General features: G+C 74.4%; 19 protein-coding genes and 2 pseudogenes. 7 read left to right on the top strand and 14 right to left on the bottom strand.

What is annotated here, in order from left to right; translation table 11 throughout:
- Positions 1–30: 30 nt before the first annotated feature.
- Positions 31–1,143, bottom strand: coding sequence for a 23S rRNA (guanosine(2251)-2'-O)-methyltransferase RlmB (gene rlmB / locus OG994_RS27125; protein ID WP_120329913.1), 1,113 nt, complete (start codon positions 1,141–1,143; stop codon positions 31–33).
- Positions 1,143–2,558, bottom strand: a complete 1,416-nt coding sequence (gene cysS, locus OG994_RS27120; protein WP_120329912.1) for a cysteine--tRNA ligase — start codon at positions 2,556–2,558, stop codon at positions 1,143–1,145. Before cysS ends, rlmB begins: the two co-directional genes overlap by 1 nt.
- Positions 2,559–2,846: 288 nt before the next feature.
- Between cysS and OG994_RS27115 the strand changes: the two genes are divergently transcribed.
- Together OG994_RS27115 and OG994_RS27110 are read left to right on the top strand one after the other, a co-directional pair.
- Complete coding sequence (locus tag OG994_RS27115) at positions 2,847–3,455, top strand: IclR family transcriptional regulator (RefSeq protein ID WP_120329941.1); 609 nt, start codon at positions 2,847–2,849, stop codon at positions 3,453–3,455.
- A gap of 133 nt (positions 3,456–3,588) precedes the next feature.
- Positions 3,589–4,629: a hypothetical protein gene (locus tag OG994_RS27110; protein WP_328851409.1), complete on the top strand. Its 1,041-nt coding sequence runs from the start codon at positions 3,589–3,591 to the stop codon at positions 4,627–4,629.
- Positions 4,630–4,728: 99 nt separating this feature from the next.
- Here the strand turns inward: OG994_RS27110 and OG994_RS27105 are convergent, their stop codons facing one another.
- On the bottom strand, positions 4,729–5,691 hold the full coding sequence (locus tag OG994_RS27105) for an EamA family transporter (RefSeq protein WP_328851408.1): 963 nt from the start codon (positions 5,689–5,691) through the stop codon (positions 4,729–4,731).
- 85 nt (positions 5,692–5,776) lie between these two features.
- Between OG994_RS27105 and OG994_RS27100 the strand changes: the two genes are divergently transcribed.
- A complete protein-coding gene (locus OG994_RS27100) occupies positions 5,777–6,322 on the top strand; it encodes a CGNR zinc finger domain-containing protein (RefSeq protein ID WP_120329909.1) in 546 nt (181 codons plus the stop codon).
- A gap of 90 nt (positions 6,323–6,412) precedes the next feature.
- Here OG994_RS27100 and OG994_RS27095 read toward each other — a convergent pair whose 3' ends face one another.
- The 5 genes and pseudogenes from OG994_RS27095 to OG994_RS27075 form a co-directional block, all read right to left on the bottom strand.
- Complete coding sequence (locus tag OG994_RS27095) at positions 6,413–7,822, bottom strand: class II fumarate hydratase (RefSeq protein WP_192902199.1); 1,410 nt, start codon at positions 7,820–7,822, stop codon at positions 6,413–6,415.
- Between the two features lie 113 nt (positions 7,823–7,935).
- Positions 7,936–10,916 (bottom strand): annotated as a pseudogene (locus tag OG994_RS27090) (BTAD domain-containing putative transcriptional regulator).
- 253 nt (positions 10,917–11,169) lie between these two features.
- Positions 11,170–12,837: a fumarate hydratase gene (locus OG994_RS27085; RefSeq protein WP_328851407.1), complete on the bottom strand. Its 1,668-nt coding sequence runs from the start codon at positions 12,835–12,837 to the stop codon at positions 11,170–11,172.
- A gap of 104 nt (positions 12,838–12,941) precedes the next feature.
- Positions 12,942–14,393 carry an outer membrane protein assembly factor BamB family protein gene (locus OG994_RS27080; RefSeq protein ID WP_328851406.1) on the bottom strand — a complete coding sequence of 484 codons (1,452 nt, stop codon included), beginning with the start codon at positions 14,391–14,393 and terminating at the stop codon, positions 12,942–12,944.
- Between the two features lie 102 nt (positions 14,394–14,495).
- A complete protein-coding gene (locus OG994_RS27075) occupies positions 14,496–15,008 on the bottom strand; it encodes an Lrp/AsnC family transcriptional regulator (RefSeq protein ID WP_120329905.1) in 513 nt (170 codons plus the stop codon).
- Positions 15,009–15,148: 140 nt separating this feature from the next.
- Between OG994_RS27075 and hppD the strand changes: the two genes are divergently transcribed.
- From hppD to hisC, 3 genes are all read left to right on the top strand, one after another.
- Positions 15,149–16,354, top strand: a complete 1,206-nt coding sequence (hppD, locus tag OG994_RS27070; RefSeq protein ID WP_328851405.1) for a 4-hydroxyphenylpyruvate dioxygenase — start codon at positions 15,149–15,151, stop codon at positions 16,352–16,354.
- 136 nt (positions 16,355–16,490) lie between these two features.
- Positions 16,491–17,429: an RDD family protein gene (locus OG994_RS27065; protein WP_120329903.1), complete on the top strand. Its 939-nt coding sequence runs from the start codon at positions 16,491–16,493 to the stop codon at positions 17,427–17,429.
- Positions 17,426–18,529, top strand: coding sequence for a histidinol-phosphate transaminase (hisC, locus tag OG994_RS27060; protein ID WP_120329902.1), 1,104 nt, complete (start codon positions 17,426–17,428; stop codon positions 18,527–18,529). The genes OG994_RS27065 and hisC overlap by 4 nt, the downstream gene beginning before the upstream one ends.
- Before the next feature lie 130 nt (positions 18,530–18,659).
- On the opposite strand, the gene OG994_RS27055 is transcribed toward hisC, so the two are convergent.
- The 6 genes and pseudogenes from OG994_RS27055 to OG994_RS27030 form a co-directional block, all read right to left on the bottom strand.
- Complete coding sequence (locus OG994_RS27055; protein WP_158610114.1) at positions 18,660–18,827, bottom strand: hypothetical protein; 168 nt, start codon at positions 18,825–18,827, stop codon at positions 18,660–18,662.
- Positions 18,828–18,905: 78 nt separating this feature from the next.
- The gene (locus tag OG994_RS27050; protein WP_328851404.1) at positions 18,906–20,159 is read right to left on the bottom strand and encodes an outer membrane protein assembly factor BamB family protein; all 1,254 of its coding nucleotides are present in this window, start codon (positions 20,157–20,159) and stop codon (positions 18,906–18,908) included.
- A gap of 59 nt (positions 20,160–20,218) precedes the next feature.
- Complete coding sequence (locus tag OG994_RS27045; RefSeq protein ID WP_120329900.1) at positions 20,219–20,695, bottom strand: SRPBCC family protein; 477 nt, start codon at positions 20,693–20,695, stop codon at positions 20,219–20,221.
- A gap of 113 nt (positions 20,696–20,808) precedes the next feature.
- On the bottom strand, positions 20,809–21,018 hold the full coding sequence (locus OG994_RS27040) for a DUF397 domain-containing protein (protein ID WP_120329899.1): 210 nt from the start codon (positions 21,016–21,018) through the stop codon (positions 20,809–20,811).
- Between the two features lie 196 nt (positions 21,019–21,214).
- Entirely contained in the window at positions 21,215–22,411 is a 1,197-nt protein-coding gene (gene fahA, locus OG994_RS27035; RefSeq protein WP_328851403.1) for a fumarylacetoacetase, read from the bottom strand.
- Between the two features lie 125 nt (positions 22,412–22,536).
- Positions 22,537–23,391 (bottom strand): annotated as a pseudogene (locus OG994_RS27030) (hypothetical protein); the annotation flags it as partial.
- A 94-nt stretch (positions 23,392–23,485) separates the two neighbouring features.
- Here OG994_RS27030 and OG994_RS27025 point away from each other — a divergent pair.
- The gene (locus tag OG994_RS27025) at positions 23,486–24,652 is read left to right on the top strand and encodes a homogentisate 1,2-dioxygenase (protein ID WP_328851402.1); all 1,167 of its coding nucleotides are present in this window, start codon (positions 23,486–23,488) and stop codon (positions 24,650–24,652) included.
- The last annotated feature ends 53 nt before the right edge of the window (positions 24,653–24,705 follow it).

The following is a 24,705-nucleotide window of genomic DNA, read 5'->3' as shown; positions in this document are numbered from 1 at the left end:
ACCGCCCCTTTCCGTTTGCCTGCGTCGGTCTCAGTCGCCCATCGCGCGGCGGCGGGCCACCTCGGCGAGGGTGACCGCGGCGGCCACGCTCGCGTTCAGCGACTCCACCTCGGAGACCATCGGGATACGTACGGTGAGGTCGCAGGTCTCCCCCACGAGCCGGGACAGCCCCCGCCCCTCCGAGCCGACCACCACGACCAGCGGGCCGACCGCGGCCTCCAGGTCGTAGAGGTCGGTCTCGCCGTCGGCGTCCAGCCCGACCACCATGAAACCGGCGTCCTGGGCGGCCTTCAGCGACCGGGTCAGGTTGGTCACCTGGGCCACGGGGACGCGCGCGGCCGCGCCGGCGCTGGTCCGCCAGGCGGTCGCCGTGATCCCGGCGGCCCTCCGCTCGGGTACGAAGACACCCTGCGCGCCGAACGCGGCGGCCGAGCGGAGCACGGCGCCCAGGTTGCGCGGGTCGGTGACCCCGTCGAGCGCCACCAGCAGCGGGGCCGGGTGCTCCACGGCGGCGGCGATCATGTCCTCGAACGGCTGGTACGCGAACGGCGGCACCTGGAGACCGACGCCCTGGTGCAGCACCCCGCCGGTCATCCGGTCCAGCTCGGCCCGGCTCACCTCGAGGATCGCGATGCCCCGGTCGGCGGCCGTCCGGACGATCTCGTTGACCCGGTCGTCGATGTCGATGCCCTGCGCCGTGTAGAGCGCGGTCGCGGGCACGCCGGCCCGCAGCGACTCCACCACCGGGTTCCGGCCGACCAGCAGCTCGGGCGCCTCGCGGGGCGGGGTGAACTTGCGTCCGGGCGCGACCCGCGGGCCACCGCGACCGGCCGGCTTGCCACCCCGCGGCGCGGGCTTGGCGGCGCCCTTGCCCTTGCCCCAGGTGGTGTCCTTCGTGCCCGGCTGTCCGATCTTGGGGGCCCGCCCCTGCTCGGCGGCGGCCCGGCGCTCCTTCTCCTGCTTCCAGGCGGTGCGCTTGGGCAGCTTCTCGGTGCCCGAGTACGCCTTGTGCCACGGCCGCTCGTCGGCCGGCAGGGTGCGCCCCCGGCCGGCGAGGGCGTCCCGGTTCTTGCCGCCGGAGCCCTTGGGGGCGCCCGCCTTGGGCGTCACCCGCCGACCACGGCGCTGGGAGTTGCCGGCCATCAGCTCTTCTCTCCAATAGTCCAACGGGGGCCCTGGGGGGTGTCCTCGACCACCACGCCGGCCAGCTTGAGCTGGTCGCGTACGGCGTCCGCGGCGGCCCAGTCCTTGCGGGCCCGGGCCTGCGCGCGCTGTTCCAGGGCCAGTGCGATGAGGGAGTCCACGACGCCGCGCAGGTCGTCCGCCCGGCCGCCGCCGGTCCACGCCGGGTCGAGGGGGTCGAGGCCGAGGATATCCAGCATGGCGCGGGTGGCGGCCAGCGTGGTGCGGAGCGTCACGTCGTCCCCGCCGGTCAGGGCGGTGTTGCCGTCCCGGACCACCTCGTGCAGGACGGCCAGGGCGGCGGACGTGTTCAGGTCGTCGTCCATCGCGTCGACGAACCCGGCCGGCAGTTCGCCCAGCTGCCCCGCGCCGACCCGCTCCGCGGCCCGCTGCACGAACCCCTCGATCCGCCGGTACGCGGTGGCCGCCTCGCGGAGCGCGTCCTCGGAGTAGTCGATGCGGGAGCGGTAGTGCGCCGCCGCGTAGTAGTAGCGCAGCTCCACCGGGCGTACGCCGAGCGAGTCCACGTACGCGAGGTCGAGGGTGTTGCCGAGCGACTTGCCCATCTTGGCCCCGCCGATGCTGAGCAGGCCGTGGTGCACCCAGTAGCGGGCGAACGGCAGGCCGGCGGCCCGGGACTGGGCGAGCTCGTTCTCGTGGTGCGGGAAGGTGAGGTCCAGCCCACCGCCGTGGATGTCGAACTCCGGCCCGAGGTAGCGCCAGCACATGGCCGAGCACTCGATGTGCCAGCCAGGGCGGCCCCGACCCCACGGCGACGGCCAGTACGCGTTCTCCGGCTCGTCTGGTTTGGCGCCCTTCCACAGGGCGAAGTCACGCGGGTCGCGCTTGCCCCGGTCGGGTGCGTCGCCGGCGGACTGCATGTCCTCCGGCGACTGGTTGGAGAGCGACCCGTACTCGGGCCACGACGTGACGTCGAAGTAGACGTCGCCGGAGCCGTCGAGGGCCGGGTACGCGTGCCCGTCGGCGATCAGCTTGCCGATCAGCTCCTGCATCTCGGGGATGTGCCCGGTGGCCCGCGGCTCGTACGTGGGCGGCAGCACGTTGAGCTGCCGGTACGCGTCGGCCAGGATCAGCTCGTTGGCGTACGCGATCGACCAGAAGGGTCGCCCCTGCTCCTGTGCCTTCACGAGGATCTTGTCGTCGATGTCCGTCAGGTTGCGGACGAACGTGACCTCGTAACCCTTGGCCACCAGCCAGCGGCGCAGGATGTCGTAGTTCACCCCGGAGCGAAGGTGGCCGATGTGCGGCGGGGCCTGGAGGGTGAGGCCACACAGGTAGACGCTCACCGTGCCGGCTTCCCGGGGGACGAAGTCCCGGACCGATCGGGTGGCGGTGTCGTACAGGCGCAGCGTCACCGTACAAGGGTAGCCGTCCGCGCATTTCCGGATCGGCCGGTGGCTCGTCGTACGCTCCCAGTCATGGACACGGCGGCACGGCCCGGAGGCGGCCCGACGGCGCGGGCCGCGGGCGGGCCTCCCGGCGAGCCGGCGGCCCGGGCCGCGGGCCGTGCTCCGGGCGGACCGGCGGCGGTCGACGGCGCTGCCGGCGGGGCCACGGCGCGGGCTGTCGGCGGCGGGTCTGCCGCCCGGGCCGGTGAGGACCAGGGCGGCGCGGGCGGACGGGCCGGCGAGACGGCGCAGACCCTGGAGCGCGGGCTGCGTCTGCTGCACCTGGTGGCCGAGGCGTCGGGCGGGCTGACCGTCACCGAGGCCGCCAACCGGCTCGGCATCGGGCGGGCGGCGGTGTACCGGCTGGCCGGGCCGCTCACCGCGCACGGCATGCTCCGCCGCGACGAGGCCGGGCGGCTCCGGTTGGGGGCGGGCGTGCTGCACCTCGCCCGCCGGGCGCAGCCGCTGCTGGCCGAGGGGGCGCTGCCCGCGCTGCGTCGCCTCGCCGAGCAGGCCGGCGCCACCGCGCACCTCACCGTCGTCGAGGGCGGTGAGGGGGTGGCCCTGGCCGTGGTGGAGCCGAGCTGGACGTCGTTCCACGTGGCGTACCGGACGGGGGCACGGCACCCGCTGGACCGGGGCGCCGCCGGCCGGGCGATCCTGGCAGGTCGGTCCGGCTCCGCCGATCCGGTGAGCAGCAGCGGGGAACTGCAGGCCGGGGCGTACGGGGTGGCCGCACCGGTGCTCGGGGTGCCCGGGCTGGAGGCGAGCGTCGGTGTGGTGGCGCTGGCGCCGCTGGACGTGGACTCGGTGGGCGCCCAGGTGCGCGCCGCGGCGACGGCGATCGCCACCGCCCTCCGCTGACCGGCTTCCGCTGGCCGCGCGATACCACATCCGGCACCCCGGCGGGTGGTTGTGCACAGGAGCCACCGTCGCCGTGGCGGGCGGTCGTCCACAGGGGTGCCCAGTGCCCGACCAGCGCCACGAGGGTGGCGGTATGCCTCCTCGTCCCCACCGGCCGGACGCGCTCGCCGGGCAGGTCTTCCGCGGCTCGGACGCCGTCCGGCAGGGGTTGCTCACCCACCACCAACTCCGCGGGCGCTCGTGGGTCCGCGTCATGCACGACGTGTACGCCGACGCCCGCCTGGCCCGTGACCACGGGCTCGTCTGCCGGGCGGCCCTTCTGAAACTGCCGTCCGAGGCGGTGCTCGCCGGCCCGTCGGCGGCGTACCTGCACGGCGTCGCGCACGCCGCGGCCTTCTCCGACGACGTGCACGTCCTGGTGCCCCGGGCCATCCGGATCGACTCGCCCCGCGGCATCCGGGTGCACTCCGCTGGCCCCGCCACTCCCGGCACCGACCCGACCGGCGCCCCGCCGGGCGCGCACGTCCCGACCGGCGCCACGCTGGACGCGCACGTCCCGGGCGGCGCCCCACCGGGCACGCACGTCCCGGGTGGCGCACCACCGGGTCGGGTCCGCCGGTCCGATCCCACCGCCGCGGCCTGGGAGTGCGCGGTCTGGCTCGATCCGGTCCGCGCGGTCGGCATCGTCGACGCGCTTCTCGCGAAGGGTCTCACCAGCCGCGCCGCGCTCGCGGACCTGGCCGCCGCGAACCTCGCCCGGCCGGGCGGCCGGCGGGCGGGCTGGCTCTTCGGCCTGGCGGACGCCGCCGCCCAGTCGCCGCCCGAGTCGCACCTGCGGATGCGGCTGGTGCTCGCCGGGCTTCCCCGCCCGGTGGCTCGGTTTCCGGTACGCCTGCCGACCGGCCCGTTCCAGCCCGGCCTCGCGTGGCCGGGGTACCGGGTGGCGGTCGAGTACGACGGCCCGTGGCGGCGCGACCTACCCCACCGCCCGCGCCCCGGCCCCGACCGGACCCACGTGCCGCGCCCTGATCCGCTCTCCCGGCCGCGCCTCGACCGGTTCGTCGCGGCCGGCTGGCTCGTCCTGCACGTGACGGATCGGCGGATGGCCGAGGACTTCCCCGGTGTCGTCCGGGAGGTCCGCGCCGCCCTGCGAGCGCGCGGCTGGCGGCGATGACCCCGGATCAGCTCGTCGCCGGGGACGTCGCGCGAGGCGGCCCCGGCGCCGCGCCGATCGGCGGCGCTCGGGCACCGCCACGCTCGCGAGTCGGTCGCCTCAGCGCTCGGCGGCGAGCACCGGCTCCGGCACGGCGGCCGTCGCGGAGGGCTCGCGCAGCTCGTCGACGCGGACGAGGGCGACGCCGGCCACGATGAGCACCCCGCCGACCAGCTGCACCACCGTCGGCAGCTCGCCGAGGACCAGCCAGGCGATCAGGACGGCGAACATGACCTCGGTGAGCCCCACGAAGGAGGACAGGCGGGGCCCGAGGATCCGCGCCCCGGCGATGCCGGTGAGGTACGCGACCACGGCGGCGACCAGCGAGAGCCCGGCGATCGGCACGAGCCAGCTCGTCTGCTGCCCGGCGAAGGTGACCTCGCCGAACGTGGCGTTCAGCGGCAGCGCCCCGACCAGCCCGAGCCCGCCCAGCGCGACGGCGCCGACGCCCATCCCGCCGCTGGCGAGCACCACCGAGGGCAGCTCGGGGTCGACCCGGCCGGCGAGCACGTAGTAGCCAGCCAGGCCGACGGCCGCGCCGAGCCCCCAGAGCACGCCGAGGGGGTCGAGTCGCCCGGCGCCGGTGAGGTCGAGGACGAACACGAGGCCGGCCAGCGCCGCGGCGGCGCCCGCCACGGTCAGCCGGCGGGGCCGCTGCCCGTGGACCAGCCACGTCCAGCCGACGACGAGGATGATGCCGAGGTACTCCAGCAGCAGGGCGACACCGACGGGGAGGTAGCGGACGGCGTTGAAGAAGCAGACCTGGGCGAGCGCCACCCCGAGCAGCCCGAAGACGCCCAGCACACCGATGTTGCGCCGCAGCACGTGCCACCGGCCGCGCAGGGACAGCAGCGCCGGTGCCGCGAGGACCAGCGCCGCGATCCCGACCCGGGCGATGACGGCGGACGGCGCGGACCATCCGTCCTCGATCAGCGACCGGGCGAAGGTGCCGGACGTGGCGAACGTGACCGCGGAGAGCAGGGCGAGGCCGAGGCCCAGCCCGGTGGCGGGTGACTGCTGCATCGGGCGCTCCTTGGCACTCCGGCGAGTAATGGGCAAACTAGGGCTATACCGATGACGCTAGGCGGCCATCCCGACAGGAGTCAAGTTGCTTTTCGCCCATGACACCGAATGCTCCCTGATCGCCGCCGCCGCTCTGGTCAACACCGGCGGGGGCGACGGCGAAGGGCTGCCCGACGTCGCGGCCCTCGACGAGTTCTACGCCGCGCACGCCTACAGCGGCCGGCACGAGCACACCGAGGCGGAACTGGCGTCGGTCCACGACCTGCGGCCCCGGCTGCGCCGGATCTGGGACGCCGACGTGCACGAGGTGGTCGCCATCGTGAACGGGCTGCTCCGCGAGCACGCCGCCCTGCCGCAGCTGATCGAGCACGACGACGAGCCGTACCACTTCCACGCCGTCCCCCGGGACGCGCCGCTGGCGACCCGGATGGCCGTCGAGGCGGCCATGGCGATCGCGGACCTGGTCCGCAGTGGCGAGCTCAGCCGCCTCCGCGTCTGCGCCCACCCGGACTGCGACAACGTCCTGGTGGATCTCTCGCGCAACCGGTCCCGCCGGTTCTGCGAGGCGGGCTGCGGCAACCGCGCCGCCGTCAGCGCGTACCGGGCGCGCAAGGCCGCCGCCAGGGGCTGACCGTCCGTCGCGACGGGCCGGACGACCACCCCGTGCCGCCGCCACGGCGACCGGCGGGACGCGCGACGCCGGCGGCACGGGGACGGGGCGTCAGGGGTGCGTCATCCGGAGCAAATCGAGCGCCTCCTCGAGCTGCGTCTCGGAGAGCTTGCCCGAGTCCACGTGCCCCCGGGAGATGACCACCTCGCGGATCGACACCTGCTTCGCCAGCGCCTCCTTCGCGATCGAGGCCGCCTCGTCGTAGCCCAGGTAGCGGTTGAGCGGGGTGACGATCGAGGGGGAACCCTCGGCGTACGCCAGGCAGACCTCGGCGTCCGCGACCAGCCCGACCACGCAGCGGTCCGCGAGCAGCCGGCTCGACGCGGCCAGCAGTTTGATGGACTCCAGCAGGTTGCGGGCCATCACCGGCAGCATGACGTTCAACTCGAAATCGCCCTGGGAACCCGCGAAGCCGACGGCGGCGTCGTTGCCGATCACCTGGGCGCAGACCTGGCGGACCGCCTCGCAGACCACCGGGTTCACCTTGCCCGGCATGATCGACGAGCCGGGCTGGAGGTCGGGGATGCGCAGCTCGCGCAGGCCGGCCCGGGGCCCCGAACCCATCCAGCGGATGTCGTTGGCGATCTTGTAGAGGCCCACGGCGATCGTACGGAGCTGGCCGGAGGTCTCCACGAGCGCGTCCCGGGCGCCCTGCGCCTCGAAGTGGTTGCGCGCCTCCGTCAGCGGCAGCCCGGTCGACGCGCGCAGCTTCTCGATGACCCGCGCCGCGAAGCCGAGCGGCGTGTTGATGCCGGTGCCCACGGCCGTGCCACCCAGCGGCAGCTCGGCCAGCCGCGGCAGCACCGCCTCCAGCCGCTCGACGCCGTAGCGCACCTGGGCCGCGTACCCGCCGAACTCCTGGCCGAGCGTGACCGGGGTGGCATCCATGAGGTGCGTACGCCCCGCCTTCACGACGGTCTCGAACTCGGCCGCCTTCCCCTCCAGCGCCCCGGCCAGATGACGCAGCGAGGGGATCAGGTCCTCCACCACGAACTGGGTGGCGGCCAGGTGGATCGAGGACGGGAAGACGTCGTTGCTGGACTGCGACGCGTTCACGTCGTCGTTCGGGTGCACGTTGCGTCCCAGCTCGCGGCTGGCCAGCGTCGCGATCACCTCGTTGGCGTTCATGTTGGACGAGGTGCCCGAGCCGGTCTGGAACACGTCGACCGGGAACTGGTCGTCGTAGCCGCCGTCGGCCACGTGCGCGGCGGCCGTGACGATCGCCTCGGCCACGTCCGCCCCGATCACGCCCAGCTCGCCGTTGACCTGCGCGGCAGCGCCCTTGATCTGCGCGAGCGCCTTGATCTGCGCCGGTTCGATGCCCCGGCCGGAGATCGGGAAGTTCTGCACGGCGCGCTGCGTCTGCGCCCGCCACAGCGCCTCGGCGGGCACCTCCACCTCGCCCATCGAGTCGCGTTCGATCCGGTAACCCGTCGCCTCTGGAGTCGTCACGCGTACCATCCTGCCGCGCGCGACGGCGGCGTGCAGATGATCGCGCTCACGTGTGCCGGTCCACCTCCCGCGGTGGGCGGGATGCCCGCGGCGGCGACGGGAGCGCGCGGCGCCGGGGTCGCTCAGTCCCGCTCGGCCAGGAACCGCTTCACCTCGTGCCGCTCCGGCGCCTCCACCTCGCGGAACAGGGCGAGCGCGCGGGTCCAGTGGCTGCGCGCGCCCGCCGGGTCGGAGTCCCGCAGGCAGCGGGCTATCCCGTCCAGGGCTCGGGCCCGCTCGTACCGGGAGTTGAGCCGGGTGGCGTCCACCAGCACGCGCCGGTGCAGGTCCAGCGCGCTGGCCACGTCGCCCTGCGCCAACAGGGCGAGCCCCAGCAGGTTCCGGCAGGCGAGCGCCGCGATGGGGTCACCCATCTCGGTGACGAGCACGAACGCCTCCCGGTGGCGTGCCGCGGCGCTCTCCGGCTGGCCGAGGGCGCGCTCGACGGCACCGATGTCGTTGAGCACCTCGGCCTCACCGAGCCGGTTGCCGGACCGTCGCTTGAGCCGGAGCGCGAGATGCAGACGACGGAGGGCGCCCTCGTGGTCGCCGAGCCGCGCCCGGACGGCCCCGAGGTGACCGATGGCGTGGGGAATGAGGCGCAGCTCCCCGACCTCCCGGGCCAACGCCAGCTGCAGACGGGTGACGCGCTGCGCCTCCTCGTACCGTCCCCAGGCGAGCAGGGCCACGGCCTTGTTGTTCAGCGTCGCCACGAGCCCGCCGAGCTGGCCCGTCTCCCACAGCAGGGGTGTGGCCGCGTCGAAGTGCCGCATCGCGGGGCCGAAGCGGCGGTCCGTGGCGTGCGCCGCCGCGAGGTTCCGGTGGATGGTGGCGGCCCCCTGGTCGTCGCCGAGCCGCTGGCGGTCCCGCAGCGCCGTCTCCATCAGGTCGATCGTCTCGGGGAAGCGGCCCAGCCGGTAGTACGCGGACGAGAGGTAGTTGCGCATCGTGGCGCTCGCCGCCAGGTCGCCCAGCCGCTCGGCGGCGCGGAGGCCGGCGCTGTGCGTCTCGATCAGCTCGTCCAGATGCCCCCGGCGAACCAGAAGTGCCAGGTCGCCCGGGCCAACTGCCAGCACTGCCGCGGCAGCCCGGCCTGCTCGGCCAGGTGGACGGCGGCGACGAGGGATGAGCGATTGGCCTCGAACCAGCCCTCACCCGCCGCCAGACCCGCCTCGACCAGGTCCGGCCGGCGTGGCTCGGGAAACTCGACGCCCACCCTGCTCGCGGCCGGCTCGCCGAGCGCGGAGACCGCCCAGGCGGTGTCCACGTAGTGGTCCAGCAGCGCGTCGAGTGCCACCCGCCGCCCGTCGTCGCTGTCACGGCTCGCCACCAGGAGCCGGGCGTACTCACGCACGAGGTCGTGGAAGCGGAACCGCCCCGGGTCCGGCTCGTTGACGAGGTGCGCGTCGACCAGTTCGTCGACGAGGTGTTCCGCGGCGGGCAACGGCACGTCGGCCAGCGCGGCGGCGGCCAGGGCGTCGAACTCCGCTCCCGGGTACAGCCCGAGCAGCCGGAACATCCGCTGCGCGGCGGGACTCACCTGCGCGTACGACAGGGCGAAGGCCTGGCCGACGGAGCGGTCGCCGGCCACCAGCTCGGTGAGCACGTCCCGACCGTCGGCGAGCCGGGCGGCGAGGTCGGCGATGCGCCACCGGGGACGGTGCGCGAGCCGCGCCCCGGCGAGCCGGATGGCCAGGGGCAGCCGGCCGCACCGGCGGACCACCTCGGCGGCGGCCTGCGGCTCGGCGGCCACCCGTTCGGGGCCGACGACCCGCGCCAGCAGGTCCACCCCCTCGTCGGGGTCGAGGAGGTCGAGTGACGACGGCCGCCCCTCGTCGAGGCCGGTCAGCCGGCGCCGGCTCGTGACGAGGGTGAGACAACCCGGCCCGCTGGGCAGCAGCGGCACCACCTGGGCGGCGGACGCCGCGTTGTCCAGGACCACGACGGCGCGCCGATGCGCGAGCTCGCTGCGCCAGAGCGCGACCCGTTCGTCGGCCTCGGCGGGGATGCGGTCCCCGGGCACCCCGAGCTGGCGCAGCAGCGCGGCGAGCGCCGCCGCCGGGGACAGCGGCCCCCGCTCGCTGTGCCCGTGCAGGTCGATGAAGAGCTGCGCGTCCGGGTACCGGTCGCTCAACGCCGTGGCGAGGTGGACGGCCAGGGTGGTCTTGCCGCTGCCGGGCATCCCGTCGATCAGCTGGACCCGGGTGCGTCCCTCCTCGATCTCCTTGACCAGCCGCGCCAGGGTCTCCTGCCGGCCGGTGAAGTCGCTGATGGCGCGCGGCAGGCAGCGGACCGGCGCGGTCGAGCGGCTCTCCGGGCCGGCGAGCGCGAGGTCGCCGGCGAGCACCCGCTGGTGGATCTCCTGCAACGTCGCGCCCGGCTCGATGCCCAGTTCCTCGGCGTAGAGCCGCCGCCCCTCGCGGTACACGGCGAGCGCGTCCGCCTGCCGGCCGACCGCCGAGAGGGCGAGCATCACCTGCCCGCGCAGCCGCTCCCGCAGCGGGTTGCGGGACAGTGCCTCGGTGAGCACGGCCAGGATCTCGGCCGCCTGCCCGAGCCGCAGCTCGACGTCCACGCACTCCTCGAGCGCCGTGAAGCCCTTCTCGTCGAGGGCCTGCGCCCCCCGCCGTACGCTGCGGCTCGCGGTCCCGCTCAGCGCCGGCCCCCGCCAGAGGGCGATGGCGGCGCGGAAGTGCCGCTGGGCCTCGGCGAGCTGCCCGGCGGCGACGGCGGCGCGGGCGGTGTCGACGTACCGTGCGAACACCTGGGCGTCCAGCTCGCCCGGCCCGACCCGGATGCCGTAGCCGACCGGATCGCTGACGATCGTCGCGGGCGGGACGCCGAGCTGGTCCAGCCGGCGCCGCAGACGCGACACGCACGTCTGCACCTGGGCGCGGGCGGTGGCCGGCGGCCGCTCCTCCCAGATCGCGTCGACCAGTTCCTCCACCGGCACGATCCCGTTGGGCCGCAGCAGCAGCATGGCGAGCACGACCCGGTCCCGGCCCGCGGTGACGGTGACGTCGCCGTCACCGATCCGCAGGGGTCCCAGGATCCTGAACCGCAATGCCGCTCCCTAGATGATGCCGTGACGGTCCGTAGCGTAGCCCGGTCGTGACGGGATGCCATCGCCCGGTGATAGCGATGTGAGAGCGGATCGGCAGAAACCGGCTTCACCCTTAGGACGGGTTGCCGGCGACGGCATCCGACGGGGGCGGTGCGCCCGTCCAACCCCCCAGGGGCGGGCGCACCGACGTCGACCGGTCAACGCCGAAGGGCGCCGGGCGAGCCGCCCGACGCCCCTGTCCCATCCGTACGCGTCAGCGGCTACCGATCGTCAGCACGGGCTTGGTGACCTCGGCGAAGAAGTCGTTGCCCTTGTCGTCCACGACGATGAAGGCGGGGAAGTCCTCCACCTCGATCTTCCAGACCGCCTCCATGCCCAGCTCGGGGTACTCGAGCACCTCGACGTGCTTGATGCAGTCCTGCGCCAGCCGGGCCGCCGGGCCGCCGATGGAACCCAGGTAGAAGCCGCCGTACTGCTGGCAGGCGCGGGTCACCTGCGCCGACCGGTTGCCCTTGGCCAGCATCACGTACGAGCCGCCGGCCGCCTGGAACTTCTCCACGTACGCGTCCATCCGACCGGCGGTGGTCGGGCCGAACGAGCCGGAGGCGTAGCCCTCGGGGGTCTTCGCCGGGCCGGCGTAGTAGACGGCGTGGTCGCGCAGGTACTGCGGCATCGGCTCGCCCGCGTCCAACCGCTCGGCGATCTTGGCGTGGGCGATGTCCCGGGCCACCACCAGCGGGCCGCTCAACGACAGCCGGGTCTTCACCGGGTACTTGCCGAGTTCGGCGCGGATCTCGTCCATCGGCCGGTTGAGGTCGACGCGCACCACCTCGGAGCTGTCGAGCTGCGCCTCGGTGACGTCCGGCAGGTAGCGCGCCGGGTCGGTCTCCAGGCGCTCCAGCCACACCCCCGACGGGGTGATCTTGGCGACCGCCTGCCGGTCGGCCGAGCAGGAGACGGCGATCGCCACGGGGCACGACGCGCCGTGCCGCGGCAGCCGGACGACCCGCACGTCGTGGCAGAAGTAGCGGCCACCGAACTGCGCGCCGATGCCGAAGTTGCGGGTCAGCTCCAGCACCTCGGCCTCCAGCTCCAGGTCGCGGAAGCCGTGGCCGGCCATGGAGCCGGAGGTGGGCAGGTTGTCCAGGTACTTGGCGCTCGCGTACTTGGCGGTCTTCAGCGCGTACTCGGCCGAGGTGCCGCCGATGACGATGGCCAGGTGGTACGGCGGGCAGGCCGAGGTGCCGATGAGCCGCAGCTTCTCCTCCAGGAACCGCATCATCCGCGTCGGGTTCAGCAGTGCCTTGGTCTCCTGGTAGAGGAACGACTTGTTCGCCGAGCCCCCGCCCTTGGCCATGAACAGGAACTTGTACGCGTCCGGGTGCCCGTCCGGGTCCTCGGCGTAGATCTCCACCTGCGCGGGCAGGTTGGTGCCGGTGTTGCGCTCCTCCCACATGGTCAGCGGCGCGAGCTGGGAGTAGCGCAGGTTGAGCCGCGTGTACGCCTGCCAGACGCCGCGCGAGATGGCCTCGGCGTCGGTGCCGTCGGTCAGCACGTGCCGGCCCCGCTTGCCCATCACGATGGCCGTGCCGGTGTCCTGACACATCGGAAGGACGCCCCCGGCCGCGATGTTGGCGTTGCGGAGCAGGTCGAGTGCCACGAACCGGTCGTTCGGGGAGGCGGCGGGGTCGTCGATGATCGACCGCAGCTGGGCCAGGTGGGCGGGGCGCAGGAAGTGGGCGATGTCGTGCATCGCCTCGGCGGTCAGCGCGGTGAGCGCGGCCGGCTCCACGGTGAGGAACCGGCGACCCCCCGGGCCGTGCACGACGTCGACGCCCTCGTCGGTGATCAGGCGGTACTCCGTCTGGTCGGGGCCGGTCGGCAGCAGGGGGGCGTACGAGAAGGCGGCGGCACTGCTCATGAGCGGAAAGCCTAGGGCAGACCCGTCGATCATTCCCACCCGCCGGGTGCCCGCTGGGACGCCGCTCTCACCGCCGCCGTCGGCACGGTCCGACGTGGGCGCCGTCAGCCACCCGCCCGTTCCGGGCACAGCTCGCGCTTGGGGCCGCAGGTGTCGTCCACGCCGGGCGACGGTCCGCTGCCGCCCGGGGCGGTGCCACCGTTCGCCGGGGCGGTGCCGCCGGGCGCGGGGGCGGTGCCGCCGTTCGCCGCAGCGCCGAAGCGGACGTACGCGATCTCCCGCCCCTCACCGATCACCATGCCGCCGGGACCGACCGCGAGCGCGTTCGCCGAGGTCCGCAGGACGGCCAGCTCCCGACCGGTACGCGGGTCGAGCGCGATGAGCCGGGACGGCTTCTCGTCCACGACGACCGCCGCGTACGGGGTGAGCGCCGCGCCCGCCTTGCCGCCGGCCGGACGGGTCCAGAGCACCTGCTCGCCGGCCAGCCCGCGCGCCACGACCGACCGTTGGTCGGCGGCGCGGGCCACCGCGTACCGGTCGTCCACGGCCAGCAGACGCTCACCGTCGGCGCCGACCCAGAGCAGCCGTCCGTTGTACCCGTCGAGGACCGCCTCCCGGCCGTCCGGCCCCACCCCGACGAGCACGTTCCGGGCGCCCTGCGGGTCCTCCCGCTGCGCGCAGCCGGCGTTGTCGGCGGTGCGCAGGTTGATCCCCGCCCGGCGCCAGACCTCCTGCCCGGTCGCGGGGTCGACGCCGGAGATCGCGAAGAGGCAGCTGCCGTCCTGGGAGCGGGCGGTGATGCGCAGCAACCGGCCGCCCACCACCGAGAGGCGCTCCTCGCGGCCCGGTTGGACGTTCCTCAGCACCGAGCCGTTCGCCGTGTCCACCACGTGCACCTGGCCGTCGACCGGGAACCCGAGCAGCGGCGGCGCGGGCTCCGGGCCGGCCGCCGCCTCGTCGATCCGCTTCGCGGTCAGCCGCCGCGTGCCGCGCAGGCCGGGGTTGTCGGCGAACAGCCCGCTGCCCACCCCGGGCAGGAACGCCGTCCACAGTGGCGTGGTGCCGCGCGGGTCCCACGCGCTCAGCGTGCAGTCGGTCGGCTGCGCGCAGCGCGCGTCCAGCAGCAGGTTGCGGTACGTCCAGACGGCCACCGCGTCGTCGTCGCGCCGCCGGGTCACCCCGGTCGTGGGGTCGAGCACCTCGTACCCCTTGACCAGCAGCTTGCCCACGACGACCACCGCGTCGCGGTCGCCGCCGGCGACCGCAGCCCAGTCGGCCTTGCGCTCCCAGAGCTGGCCGCCGGTCGCCAGGGCGCGCGCCTCGACCCGGGTACGCTGCTCGACCACGACGGTGTCGCCCGCGATGGTGACGCTCTTCGGGGTGCCGTCGACCCGCTCCTGCCAGGCCACCTGCGGCTGGGCGAGCGACTCGCTCCGGTCGACCCAGTCCCACATCCGCGGGAACGGGTTCCACACCCCGGTCGCGGCGAGGACGACGACCGCGATCAGCGCGAGCAGCAGAACGCCGCGCACGCCGAGGCCGCTCCCCTTCGCCACACCGGACACCGTAGCCACGATCACGGCCGTCCCGTACGCCCGTGCCGCCGTGTCGCCGCGCTTTCTGGCGCGGAAGGTGTTATCTGGGGCCCCTGCTCGACCTCAGGCGTCAGGACGGGTCCCCGCCTGCCGGCGGGCGGCCGAGCGCACCAGCGGCAGCGTGCGGTACGGGATCTGCTCGGCCAGCGCGATGATCGTCGAGGCCCGGGTGATCCCCTCGGAGGAGACGATCTGGTCGATCACCCGCTGGAGGTCGGCGTTCGACCGGGCCACGATCCGGCAGAGCAGGTCGCCGGAGCCGGTGATGGTGTGCGCCTCCAGCACCTCGGGGATGCCCGCGAGGTGGGCGGTGACCGGGTCGTGCCCGTGCCGCTGGCTGATCTCCAGGGTGACGAAGCTGGTCACCCCGAAGCCGATCGCGGCCGGCGCGATCTCCGGACCGAACCCGGTGATGACGCCCCGGCCGACCAGCTTGTCCAGCCGCGCCTGGACGGTGCCCCGGGCCACGCCGAGCCGGCGCGAGCACTCCAGCACGCCGATCCGGGGTTCCTCCGCGAACAGTTCGATCAATCGCGCGTCGAGGTCGTCGAGCTGTACACCCTGCACACCGTTCACGGGATACGACGGTACCGAATGCGCAACCTGACCACCGTTTACGGCGACAGTTGCCCAGCTCACCCCGGCGCAGCGATCCTCGCCACATACCCATCCCCACGGCGGCCCACGAGGCCGGCCGGTACGCAAGGGAGGCCACCATGACCCAGGCGATCGACCGACCCCAGTCGACCGAGGACGTCGACGTCGACCGGCTCGTCGGTGCCGTCGACCACGACATCACCCGCGACCCGTTCCCGGTCAAGGGCCTCGACCACGTGCACTTCCTGGTGGGCAACGCGAAGCAGGCCGCCCACTACTACTCCACCGCTTTCGGCATGACCTGCGTGGCCTACCGGGGGCCGGAGCAGGGCTACCGGGACCACGCCCAGTACGTGCTGACCAGCGGCTCGGCCCGGTTCCTGCTCACCGGCGTGGTCCGTCCCGGCGCCGAGGGCGCCGAGCACGTCACGAAGCACAGCGACGGTGTCAGCGACATCGCGCTGGAGGTGCCGGACGTGGACGCCGCGTACGCGCACGCCACCGCCCAGGGCGCCACGGGCCTGGTCGAGCCGCACGACGTCAGCGACGAGCACGGCACCGTCCGGATGGCGGCCATCGCCACGTACGGCGAGACCCGGCACACCCTCGTCGACCGGTCGCGCTACACCGGGCCGTTCCTGCCCGGGTTCGTGGCCCGCGAGCCGATCGTGGACCGGCAGCCGATGATCGACGCCGGCATCCAGCCGAAGCGCTTCTTCCAGGCCATCGACCACATCGTCGGCAACGTCGAGCTCGGCCGGATGGACGAGTGGGTCGAGTTCTACAAGCGCGTCATGGGCTTCACCAACATGGCGGAGTTCATCGGCGACGACATCGCCACCGACTACTCGGCCCTCATGAGCAAGGTGGTCGCCAACGGCACCCGACGCGTGAAGTTCCCGCTCAACGAGCCGGCGATCGCCCGCAAGAAGTCGCAGATCGACGAGTACCTGGAGTTCTACCAGGGCCCGGGTGCCCAGCACATCGCGGTGGCCACCAACGACATCCTGGCCAGCGTCGACGCGATGCGGGCGGCCGGCGTCGAGTTCCTCGACACCCCGGACTCGTACTACGACGACCCGGAGCTGCGCGCCCGCATCGGTGAGGTGCGGGTGCCGATCGAGGAGCTGAAGGCCCGCAAGATCCTCGTCGACCGCGACGAGGACGGCTACCTGCTCCAGATCTTCACCAAGCCGGTGCAGGACCGCCCGACGGTCTTCTTCGAGCTGATCGAGCGGCACGGCTCGCTCGGCTTCGGCAAGGGCAACTTCAAGGCCCTGTTCGAGGCGATCGAACGTGAGCAGGAGAAGCGCGGCAACCTGTAACACTTGCGAGCGTGATCTCACCCTCGTACCCGACGCCGCCGGCCGGTGGGCCCCCGCCCACCGCCGGCGGCTTCGCTTCCCCGCCGGCCCCGCCTCACCACGGGTTCGCGGAAACGGTCGTCGTTAAGGTGTCTGCGTGAGCGTGCAACCCGGCTGGTACGTCGACCCCGCCGATCCCGAGACCCGGCGGTACTGGGACGGCGAGGGCTGGATCGGTGCGCCCATCCCCGTGGACGCCACCCCACCGGAGGGTCCGCCACCGGTGGAGGCGCCCCCGCCCGCCCCTGTGCCGCAGCCCGTCACCTCGCCCGGGGCTCCGCCGGCACCGGCGCCGCCCGGCGCTCCCGCGTCGGCCCCGCCCGCCGTGCCCGGCTCCGCGCCACCGGCCGCCGGGCCGCCGCCCGGCTGGCAACCCCCGCCGGGGTACGGCCACCCGGGCCTGCCTCCCGGCTGGACGCCCCCGGGCTGGGCGGCGCGCATGCCCGAGCCCCGACCGCACGGCCTCCCGCTGGCGGGCCTCGGTGCCCGGCTCATCGCCCGGCTCATCGACTTCGGCATCGTCCTCGCGCTGAACGTCGTGGTGAACGGCTGGTTCGTCTGGCGGCTCGTGCAGGAGATGGCCCCGTACTGGCGGGAGGTGTTCCGGCGGGCGATGGCCGGCAACTCCTCGACCGAGGGGTTGCCGCAGATCGGTGAACAGGCCGGCGGCCTCCAGGTGGCCATCCTGCTGATCGCCACCGCGCTCTGGCTCGCCTACGAGGTGCCGACCATGGCGTCGAGCGGCCAGACGTTCGGCAAGCGGGTGATGGGGATCAGGGCCGTGCCGCTGACCGCGGACCAGCCCCTCGGGTTCGGCCGGGCGCTACGCCGGTGGAACACGCTCGGCCTGCCGACCCTGCTCTGGTACTGCTGCGGCCTGGGCCTGCTGCTCCAGCTCATCGACGCGATCTCCCCCCTCTTCGACCACCCGCTGCGCCAGGCGCTGCACGACAAGCGTGCCCAGACCGTCGTCGTGCAGGTGCCCCGCCACACCCCCACCGCCACCCGTTCCGAACCCCCGGGAGACACCCCATGACCGACACCGGACGACCCGACCCGGCGGTGCGGCTCACCCGCGCCGACCTCGACGCCCTGCCCAGCTACGTGCCCGGCCGCAGCCCCGCCGACCTGGCCCGGGAACTCGGGCTCCCCGAGGCGATCAAGCTGGCCAGCAACGAGGTGCCGTACGGGCCGCTGCCCGGCGTCGTGGAGGCGGTCGCCGAGGCCGCCGCCGGGGTGCACCGCTACCCGGACATGGGCGTCGTCGCGCTCCGCGACGCGCTGGCGCAGCGGTACGGGGTGGACGCCGACCGCATCGCCACCGGCTGCGGCTCAGTGGCGCTCGCCGAGCACCTGGTCCGGGCCACCTCGCTACCCGGCGACGAGGTCGTCTACTCGTGGCGCTCGTTCGAGGCGTACCCGATCATCGCGGCGACCAGCGGCGCGACCAGCGTGCGGGTGCCGAACGACCCCGGCCACGGGCACGACCTCACGGCCATGGCGGCGGCGGTGACCGAACGGACCCGGCTGGTGCTGGTCTGCAACCCCAACAACCCGACGGGCACGGCCGTACGCCGGGCCGAGCTGGACCGGTTCCTGGACGCCATGCCCGACGACGTGCTCGTGGTGATCGACGAGGCGTACCGGGAGTTCGTCACCGACCCGGAGGTGCCCGACGGGCTGACCTACCTCGACCGGCCGAACGTGGCGGTGCTCCGCACCCTGTCGAAGGCGTGGGGCCTCGCCGGGCTCCGCGTCGGCTTCCTGGTCGCCCAGCCCGAGGTGGCGGCCGCGGTCCGCAAGGTGGTCACCCCGTTCTCCACGAGCATGGTGGCCCAGGCCGCCGCGCTCGCCGCGCTCGCACAGGCCGACGAGGTGGAGCGGCGGTGCGCCCTCGTCGTCGCCGAGCGGGACCGGGTCACCGAGGCGCTGCGCAAGTTCGTCCCGGACGTCCCCGCGAGCCAGGCGAACTTCGTCTGGCTGCCGCTGGGCGACCGGGCGGTGGAGTTCGGCAAGGCGTGCGAGTCGCGCGGCGTCATCGTCCGGCCGTTCGCCGGTGACGGCGTACGCGTCACCATCGGCACCCCGGCCGAGAACGACGCCTTCCTGGCCGCCGCCGAGGCGGCGCTGGCCTGACGGAGTGTCCGGTCCGGTCCGCCTTCCCCGTCGTGAGCGGACCGGACCGGACGATCAGGTGGCCGGCGCGGGACGCCGGACCCGGGCGCTGTGCCAGGCAGCCTGGCAGCCAGACCTCCGGGCCGGTCGCTCAGCGGGCGAACGTACCGCCGGCCGCCAGGTTCACCGCGGCCGGCACGGTGATGTCGACGCCGGGCGTCCGGGCCACCTGGAAGGTCCGGTGGGCCGGCGCCGCGTCGGCCGGAGCGGGGCTCATCAGGATGACGATCACGCCCACGAGGGCTGCCACAAGTCGCACAGGAGTGACTATAAGTAACTTATGTCCGATTTGTCGAGGCTGCTGCGAGGCGTGTCGACGGCTCGGGTCGGACGCGACTCAGGTCGCCGCGAGGACCACGGGCTCGGCGGACAGGAAGTAGCCCTGGTCGTCCGCATCCGGGTCGACCGGCCGGCGCAACCGTTCGACGGCCACGTAGCCACCCGACGCGTACACCGCCCCCGGCGCGTAGCCCGTGCCGTCCCTGCCGACGGTCAGCGGGAAGCGGGACCGCTCCGCGCCGGTCACGGGATCGAGCGTGACCAGCTCGTTGGCGTCGGTCAGCAGGTGCACGCGGTCGGGCTGGACGGCGATCACCCGTCCCGGCCCGAGGTCGGGGCGGCGCCACGACTCGGCGCCGGTGCGTGCGGAGCGCCCGACGAGCACGCCCCCGACGACCCCGACCGCCTGCTCACCGGCGAGCTGGGTGTCGAGCCGGTCGAGCGCTGGCGCGGCCACCGGCGCCCCGGGGCCGACCAGCCAGCCCCGGCCCGCCGCGTCACCGGGCCCCGCCGTACGCAGGGCGGAGCACTCCGACCGCCCGCTCCGGCAGCCCACCGGGGTGACCACCACGTCGTCACCGGCGCCGGGCGGCCGCCAGCGGTCGGTCACCGCGCCCGTCGCCACGTCCCGGAACTCGACCGCCGCCGGGCCGGCGCAGCGGTCCACACCCACCAGCCGCCCCGTCGAGGTGGTGCCGACGTCGCCGCGGCAGTCGCCGCCCAGCGGGACGCGCCAGAGTTCGCGTCCGGCGGCCAGGTCGACGCCCCGCGCCTCGCCGGCGCCGGTCGCCACCAGCACGTCCCGGCCGTCGCCGGTGCGGGCGAGGTAGAGCCCCGGCGGGTCCCATACGATCGCCGCTCCGGTGCGCCGGGCGTCCGGCTTCCGCGCCGGCTCCGGTCCGTCGGCGCGCCAGGCCACCCGCCCGTCCCGCGCGTCCAGCGCCACGAGCCGGCCGTCCGACCAGCGGCTCACCACGGTCGTACCGCTCGCCACCACGCCGACCAGTTCGGCCGGCCAGCGGCGGTACGACCAGAACGGCGTGGTGCGGTACCGCCCGTCGACCGGTCGGTCCGCGTACACCTGGCGGTGGCCCGCGTACACCCGCAGCCGGTCGTCCACGACGAGCGGGGCCACGGGCAGCCGCCCGATCACGCCGGCGGGTGGATCGGCGGGGGTCGGGTACGCGGCACGCGCGACAGTGCTGACCTCGGCGGGGGCGAGCACGCGGTAGACGATCGTCGCCACCGTGGCGACGGCGAGCAGGACCGCGACGACCAGCACGACCCGCCGCCGGCCGTTACGGAACCCCATGCGCACCTCCGCCCGGCACCCTACCCAGCGGCGCTCGGCGGGTGTCAGGTGGCGGGTGCTCAGGCCGCCCGGGCCGTCGGGCCCTCGACGGCGGCGGCGAGGTCCGCGAGGTCGCCCCGGAGGGCACGCTCCACGGCGCGGGCGGCCAGACCGCCGAGGAGCAGCGCGACCACCCGGCCGGACGCGGAGGACGGCAGCGCCTCCAGGCTGACGGTGACGGCCGTGCCGCCCGGGTGCCGGCGCGGCGCGCCACGCAGCGTCCAGGTGATCCGGTGGTCGACGGCGTCGCCGGGCGAGCAGAGCACGAGGCGGCGCGGTGGTATCGCCTCCACCACCCAGAACTCCTCCACGAGGACGGCGCCGTCCGGCCGCCTGCGGGGCTCGCTCCAGGCGGTGCCCGGGCCGAAGGGGCCGGAGGTGAGCAGTTCGAGCGGGCCGGCCAGGGCCCGCCCCGCCCGGCTGAGGGGATCGGTCAGGAGCCGCCAGACGTCCACGGCGGACGCCTCGATGAAACCGGAAACCGCCACCGTCGACATGCCACCTCCCGTGGCCTCGACGGTACGCGGCGTGAACACGGAGCGGGGGTCTCCGGGCGGAATTTCCACCGGAGACCCCGATCGGTGCGTCTGTGCCGGGGTTGGTCCGGCGGTCAGCGGTCGAACTGGCCCGCGCGGATCGCGTCGACGAAGGCCGTCCACCCCGGCGGGCTGACGGCGAGCGTGGGGCCCGCCGGGTCCTTCGAGTCGCGGACCGCGACGACGCCGATGACGTCGACCAGGTTGTCGGCCACCTCGACGCAGAGGCCCTGGTCGTTGGAACGGCTGCTGGTACGCCAGACGGCGCCGGCAAGATCGTGCATTGACTACCTCCCTGTGCGTTGGGACGCCCCGCCGGGACCGGCCGGGACCGGTCACGGGCCCGTCCGGCGCGACGGGGCGTCGGAATCCGGAGCGATCAACGCGGGAGGGTACGGGGGCGATCGCACAGATGGTGCGATCGGCTGATCACGATCGTCGGCGGCCGGTGACGCACCGGCCGCCGGGCATCGGCGCTGGTCAGCGGGCGGGCAGAATGGTGCCGGTGACCTCGCCGAGGGCGACGGTGGTGCCGTCGGGGCCGGGAGCGGTCGCCGTGATGGTGACCGTGTCGCCGTCCTCCAGGAAGGTGCGCGTACCGCCGTCGAGCTTCACCGGCTCGGCCCCGCCCCAGGTGAGTTCCAGGAACGAGCCGACCTGCCCGCGCTCCGGCCCCGAGACGGTGCCGGAGGCGTAGAGGTCCCCGGTCCGCAGCGAGGCTCCGTTGACGGTCAGGTGGGCGAGCTGCTGGGCCGGCGTCCAGTACATGGTGGCGAACGGCGGCTCGCTGACCCGCTCGCCGTTCCACTCGACCTGGAGCCGCAGGTCCAGCCCGAGGTGCGGCACGTCGCGCAGGTAGTCGGCGACCGGCGGGTCCTGCTTGGGGCCCGGCCGGAACGCGTCGGCGAGGGCGTCCAGCGGGGTCACCCACGCCGAGACCGAGGTGGCGAACGACTTGCCGAGGAACGGCCCGAGCGGCTGGTACTCCCAGGCCTGGATGTCGCGGGCCGACCAGTCGTTGACCAGCACCACGCCGAAGACGTGGTCGGCGAAGTCGTCGACGGAGACCCGGGAGCCCAGCGGGCTGGGTACGCCCACCACGAAGCCGACCTCGGCCTCGATGTCCAGCCGGGCCGACGGGCCGTACGTGGGGCCCTCGGGGCCCGGCCGCTGCCCGCAGGGGCGGGTCACCGGGGTGCCGGAGACGACCACCGTGCCGGCTCGGCCGTGGTAGCCGATCGGCAGGTGCCGCCAGTTGGGCAGCAGCGGCGGCTGCCCCGGTCGGAAGATCTGCCCGACGTTGGCCGCGTGGTGCTCGGACGAGTAGAAGTCGACGTAGTCGGCCACCTCGAACGGCAGCAGCAGCCGGACCTCGCCGAGCGGCACCAGCAGCGGTTCCACGGCGGCCCGGTGCGCCGGGTCGGTGAGCAGCTCGGTGAGGCGCTGCCGCACGGCCGTCCACTGCGGACGCCCGAGCGCCATGAACGCGTTGAGGGTGGGCCGGCCCAGCGCCCCGGCGGCCAGCACCAGACCGGCGGCCTCGGCGCCGGCCAGGTCGAGCACGAAGTCACCGACGCGTACGCCGATGCGCGGCTCCCGCTCGCCGTGCACGAACACCCCGTACGGCAGGTTCGTCACCCCGTACGCCGATCCGTCGGCACCCGTCACCCAGGTCATACGCCCTCGCCCCCGTCGGAGTCGTCGGTCCGGTTCCCGCCCTCGTGCCGCTCGACGCCGGTCCCGCCGCGTACGGCGACCGGATCCACGCCGGTCCCCTCGCGTACGGCGACCGGGTCGTCGCGTGTCGGCCCGGTCAGCAGGCCGAGGCGGACCAGGTCGGTCAGTGGTTCCCCGATGCTGCACGAGCCGTAGCCCACCCAGAGCGGGCGCGGCGTCTCCAGCCGGCCCTCGACCCAGCTCAGGAGCGGCCGCGGGTCGGCGGCCGTGAGCAGTTCGGTGACGCCCTCCCGGTCCGCGCCCGCCGCCGCGGCGAGCGTGGCGGCCAGCACGTTCACGAAGCCGTGGTGGGTGAACCCGGTCTCCGGGTCGAGGTGGCGGACCGCGTGGTGCAGCCCGGCGGTCAGCTTGAAGGGCAGGTCACGGTCCCGGCAGGCGCAGATCACGGCGGCCAGCTCGGCCGGCGTCGGGAACAGCTCGGCGGCCAGCCCGCCGGTGCGGAACTTCGCGGCGACCGGCGCCCCGTCGGCCCGGGCCGCGGCGAGCCGGTCCAGCGCGCCCATGAGCCCGAACGTCAGCGGGACCTCGGCGTAGACGGCGTCGACGCCGGCCAGGGTCGACTCCAGCAGGCCGGCGATCCCGGGCAGGGGGTCCTCACCCCGCTTCGCGACGGCCACCTCGACCTGCCGGGCCGTCACGCCGCGGGATGCCAGGACCGACAGCGCGGACGGCAGCCCCGGCACCCCGGTGTCGCCGATGACACCGACCACGAAGCCCTCGGCGGGGTCGACGAGGCCGTTGAGACGGCCCGCCACGACGGCCGAGGCCGGGACCAGGAGCGGCCCGACGAGGTCGGCGTACCAGGCACGGCGGTGACCGCGGTGCGCGACGACCGCGTCCGGGAGGGCGGCGCTGCCGGGCGGGAAGACGGCGGCGTCGTCCACCAGACCGTCGAGGAGCGCGGGCACCTGCGTTGACACGGAACAAGAATCTACGGGACGCTACGTGGAGCGGACAACAGCGTCCGATTATCGGACGTCATCGGCCGGTGACCGGGACCTATCGGGAGGCGAGATGCCGTACTACCGCAGCGTCGGCGAGGTGCCGCGCAAACGCCACACCCAGTTCCGTCAGCCCGACGGCAGCCTCTACGCCGAGGAACTCATGGGCCAGGAGGGCTTCTCCTCCGACTCGTCCCTGCTCTACCACCGCCACGCCCCCACGGCGATCGTGGCGGCCGAGGAGTTCACGCCGCCCGCCGTCACGCGGGTGCCGAACCTGCCGCTCAAGCCGCGGCACCTGCGCACGCACAAGCTCGACGGCGCCGGGGCCGATCCGGTGCTCGGCCGGCAGTACCTGCTCGCCAACGACGACGTGCGGATCGCGTACGTGCTCGCCGACCGCCCGTCCCCGCTCTTCCGCGACGCCACCGGCGACCACTGCCTCTACGTCGAGTCCGGCAGCATGCGGGTCGAGTCGACGTTCGGGGCGCTCGACGCGGTCGCCGGCGACTACGTCATCATCCCCACCTCGACCATCCACCGCCTCGTGCCGACCAGCGACGAGCCCGTCCGGCTGCTCGCCATCGAGGCGGCCGGCCACATCGGCCCACCCAAGCGCTACCTGTCCGTACGCGGCCAGTTCCTGGAGCACTCGCCGTACTGCGAACGCGACCTGCGCGGGCCGGACACGCCGCTGCTCATCGACGGCGAGGACGTCGACGTGCTCGTGCGGCACCGTCGCGGTTGGACCCGCTTCACGTACGCCCACCACCCGTTCGACGTGGTGGGCTGGGACGGGCACCTCTACCCGTGGGCGTTCTCCATCCACGACTTCGAGCCGATCACCGGCCGGATCCACCAGCCGCCGCCGGTGCACCAGACCTTCCAGGGCCCGAACTTCGTGATCTGCTCGTTCGTGCCGCGCAAGGTCGACTACCACCCGGACGCCATCCCGGTGCCGTACAACCACCACAACGTCGACTCCGACGAGATGCTCTTCTACACCGGCGGCAACTACGAGGCGCGGCGCGGCTCCGGCATCGAGCAGGGTTCGATCTCGCTGCACCCGTCCGGGTTCACCCACGGCCCCCAGCCGGGCGCCGCCGAACGCGCGATCGGGGTCGACTTCTTCGACGAGCTGGCCGTCATGGTCGACACGTTCCGCCCGCTCGACCTGTGCGACGCGGCGGCCGCCTGCGAGGACCCGGGGTACGCCTGGACCTGGGCACGCCGGGCCTGATCGCCCTGGGGCTCGCCGGGGCCCGCCCCGCCCCGAGCGGGTCGGGCTCCGGC

It is taken from the genome of Micromonospora globbae (assembly GCF_036184225.1).
Taxonomy (GTDB): Bacteria; Actinomycetota; Actinomycetes; order Mycobacteriales; family Micromonosporaceae; genus Micromonospora; species Micromonospora globbae.
The sequence above is the reverse complement of the archived record's forward strand: the minus strand, read 5'-3'. Positions and strand labels throughout refer to the sequence as shown.